At 38.4% G+C, this 3,137-nt stretch carries 3 protein-coding genes and 1 pseudogene; 2 read left to right on the forward strand and 2 right to left on the reverse strand.

What is annotated here, in order from left to right:
• A partial coding sequence (locus UC75_RS21575) for an AAA family ATPase (protein ID WP_228137345.1) occupies nt 1-1,614 on the forward strand: 1,614 nt, incomplete at its 5' end.
• Nucleotides 1,615-1,664: 50 nt separating this feature from the next.
• On the opposite strand, the gene UC75_RS12460 is transcribed toward UC75_RS21575, so the two are convergent.
• Entirely contained in the window at nt 1,665-2,159 is a 495-nt protein-coding gene (locus UC75_RS12460) for a CinA family protein (protein WP_049837782.1), read from the reverse strand.
• Between the two features lie 269 nt (nt 2,160-2,428).
• On the opposite strand from UC75_RS12460, the gene UC75_RS12465 reads away from it, so the two are divergent.
• On the forward strand, nt 2,429-2,845 hold the full coding sequence (locus UC75_RS12465; RefSeq protein ID WP_049837783.1) for a hypothetical protein: 417 nt from the start codon (nt 2,429-2,431) through the stop codon (nt 2,843-2,845).
• Nucleotides 2,846-2,863: 18 nt separating this feature from the next.
• On the opposite strand, the pseudogene UC75_RS21580 reads toward UC75_RS12465, so the two are convergent.
• Nucleotides 2,864-3,137 (reverse strand): annotated as a pseudogene (locus UC75_RS21580) (23S rRNA (guanine(2445)-N(2))/(guanine(2069)-N(7))-methyltransferase); the annotation flags it as partial.

Consider the following 3,137-nt stretch of genomic DNA (forward strand, 5'->3'; position numbering starts at 1 on the left):
GATGCCGCATTAGAGCGTCGTTTCCAAAAAGTGTTGGTTGATGAACCAAGTGTTGAAGATACCATTGCGATTTTACGTGGTTTAAAAGAGAAATATGCCACTCACCATGGTGTGCAAATTTTAGACTCAGCGATTATTGCAGCGGCAAAAATGTCTCATCGCTATATTACAGATCGTCAATTACCAGACAAAGCAATTGACTTGATTGATGAGGCTGCTTCTCGTATTAAGATGGAAATTGATTCTAAACCTGAAGCACTTGATAAGCTTGATCGCCGTTTAATCCAGTTGAAAATGCAATTGGAAGCTGTGAAAAAAGATGAAGATGTCGGCAGTAAAGCTGAAGTTAATCATCTTGAAAAACAGATTGCTGAAGTCGAGAAAGAATATAACGATCTTGAAGAAATCTGGAAATCTGAGAAGACTCTTGTCGAGGGTACTAAACAGGCTCAGGTTGAACTTGATAAAGCGCGTATTGCTTTTGAGAAAGCTCAGCGTGAAGGCGATTTAGCTGAAGCAGCACGTTTACAGTATGGCGTAATTCCAGAGTTACAAAAACAACTGGAGCAAGACGAAGTTGCTGAAGAAAACGAAGAGCCAAAACTCATTCGTACTAAAGTGACTGAAAACGAAATTGCCGAAGTTGTGAGTGCTGCAACAGGAATTCCGGTTGCTAAAATGATGCAAGGCGAGCGTGAAAAACTCCTTAATATGGAAGAGTTTTTACATGACCGTGTTGTAGGTCAAGATGAAGCTGTTGTAGCCGTTTCGAATGCCGTACGTCGTTCACGTGCTGGCTTGTCTGACCCGAATCGTCCTAGCGGATCATTCTTGTTCTTGGGTCCAACAGGTGTTGGTAAAACTGAGTTAACCAAAGCATTGGCGAACTTCTTGTTTGACAGTGATGATGCCATGATTCGTATCGACATGAGTGAATTCATGGAGAAACATTCGGTTAGCCGTTTGGTTGGTGCACCTCCAGGATATGTGGGTTATGAAGAAGGTGGTGTTTTAACTGAAGCTGTTCGCCGTAAACCATATAGTGTGGTGTTGTTTGATGAGGTTGAAAAGGCGCATCCAGATGTATTCAATATCTTGCTACAAGTATTGGATGACGGTCGCTTAACAGACTCACAAGGTCGAGTAGTAGACTTTAAAAACACTGTGATTGTGATGACCTCGAACTTAGGTTCACAAGATGTACGTGAGCTAGGTGAGGGTGCAACAGACGATGAAGTGCGTACCATTGTAATGAATGCAGTAAGTCAGCATTTCCGTCCGGAATTTATTAACCGGATTGATGAGCTTGTGATTTTCCATTCACTTAAAAAAGCACAGATTCGAGGCATTGCCGATATTCAGTTGGATCGCTTACGTTCACGTCTGGTTGATCGTGATATGAGTTTAACTGTAGATGACACTGCTTTTGATTTATTGATTGATGCTGGTTTCGATCCTGTTTATGGCGCACGTCCATTAAAACGTGCGATTCAACAACAGATTGAAAACACATTAGCGCAAAAAATCTTGTCGGGTGATTTTGTCGCAGGTGATACCATTTTAGTGAAAGGTGAAAATGGTCATTTAGTCTTCGATAAAATGAAACTCAGCTAATCTTGTTCTGCTAAAACCGAAAAGAGAATATGGAAACATATTCTCTTTTTTTATAACGAAGCTATTTGAGTTTTTGATGTGAGTAAAGCAATTAGGGTGTCTGAAACTTTCTGAGTTAATGTCTTTAACTTTTGTTCGGGATGGCCAGATAAAAAATAATGGTAATGATAAATACGTTCTTGATAAGAAATACAGATAAAAAAGGTACCTACAGGTTTTTCTGAGGTTTCACTTCCCCCAGATTTTAATAGCCCAGTACAACTTACAATAATATCGGCTTTTGGAAATAACGTTTGTCCCAGCTTGCACATTTCCTCTGTAACTTGTGGTGACTCAGCTGTGTAAGTCTCTATTAACTTTGGGTTAATATTTAAAATGCTAATTTTAATGCTGGGGTCATAACTCACTAAACCACCGAGTAAAATGTCTGCACCGCTATTTTTATGAATAGAAAATTGACTGGTTAAATAACCGGAACTCGCACTTTCAATAAAAGCAATTTTGAGTTGAAGATTTTCTAATAGTTGGCAGCAGTGCTGAAGCATTATTTCACCTCGAATGGTGTTTATTTATAAATAAAATCGATTTACAGATAAATTATAAAATTACAGTAAGTGATTTAAGGGTGTCATTCAAGTCTGGGATGAAAATCTATAAAACTGCTTGAATATTCACAAAATACCTGTGAAAAAAATCCGGTTTTAAAATGATCAATGTTAATTGTCGGGAAGTTTATTTATAACATTGCGACATGCGTAAAAAATTGTTAATTTTGTTCGATATAACGAACAATAACAATTTTAGGATGAATGAAATGAACAATAAGCAAGGGTATATGCTGGGAATTTTGAGCGGTGTATCTGTATTATTATCAAATACATGGGCAGCACAACCAATGTCGGAAAGTGCGCTTGCCACTCAAACAGGGGCGATAACCGCATCTTTACCCGTGATTATTGCCAAAGCTCAGAATGATGCTAAAAAACCTGCGATAGAACAACAACAAGTACAGCAGGCGTTAGGAGATAACTATTTACAGCAAGTTCGATGGGATGCACTTAGAACCAGCGTACTTTCTCCGTATCAAGAACAAAAACAGAATCATGTTGTTGATAGTAAAGAAAAGAAGAAGTTAGAAATGATTGCATTACCGGAAAGAGCAGATCGTTTTACTAAATATGATTTTGAGTCAAAAAATGTTCATGGTGAGGTTATTATTACCGTGAAGTAATAATAACCTCTAGTCTCATTAATACTGATCTAGACCAGGGTGCTGAATTTTCCATGCACGGTGGATTTTTTGATTACGTTTAAAATCAAGGCCGATGGTTTCAGAAGTGATTTCTTCAACCTGAAAAATAGCCTCGATCTCTTCGTCCATTTCAAAACCACGATAGTTATTCGAGAAGTAGAGCGTACCTTCACTGTGTAAACGGTTCATTGCGCGTTTAATAAGTGAGATGTGGTCACGTTGTACATCGAATGTACCATAGAATTTTTTCGAGTTTGAGAATGTCGGCGGG

Source organism: Acinetobacter sp. V2 (assembly GCF_001188385.1).
Lineage (GTDB): Bacteria > Pseudomonadota > Gammaproteobacteria > Pseudomonadales > Moraxellaceae > Acinetobacter > Acinetobacter oleivorans.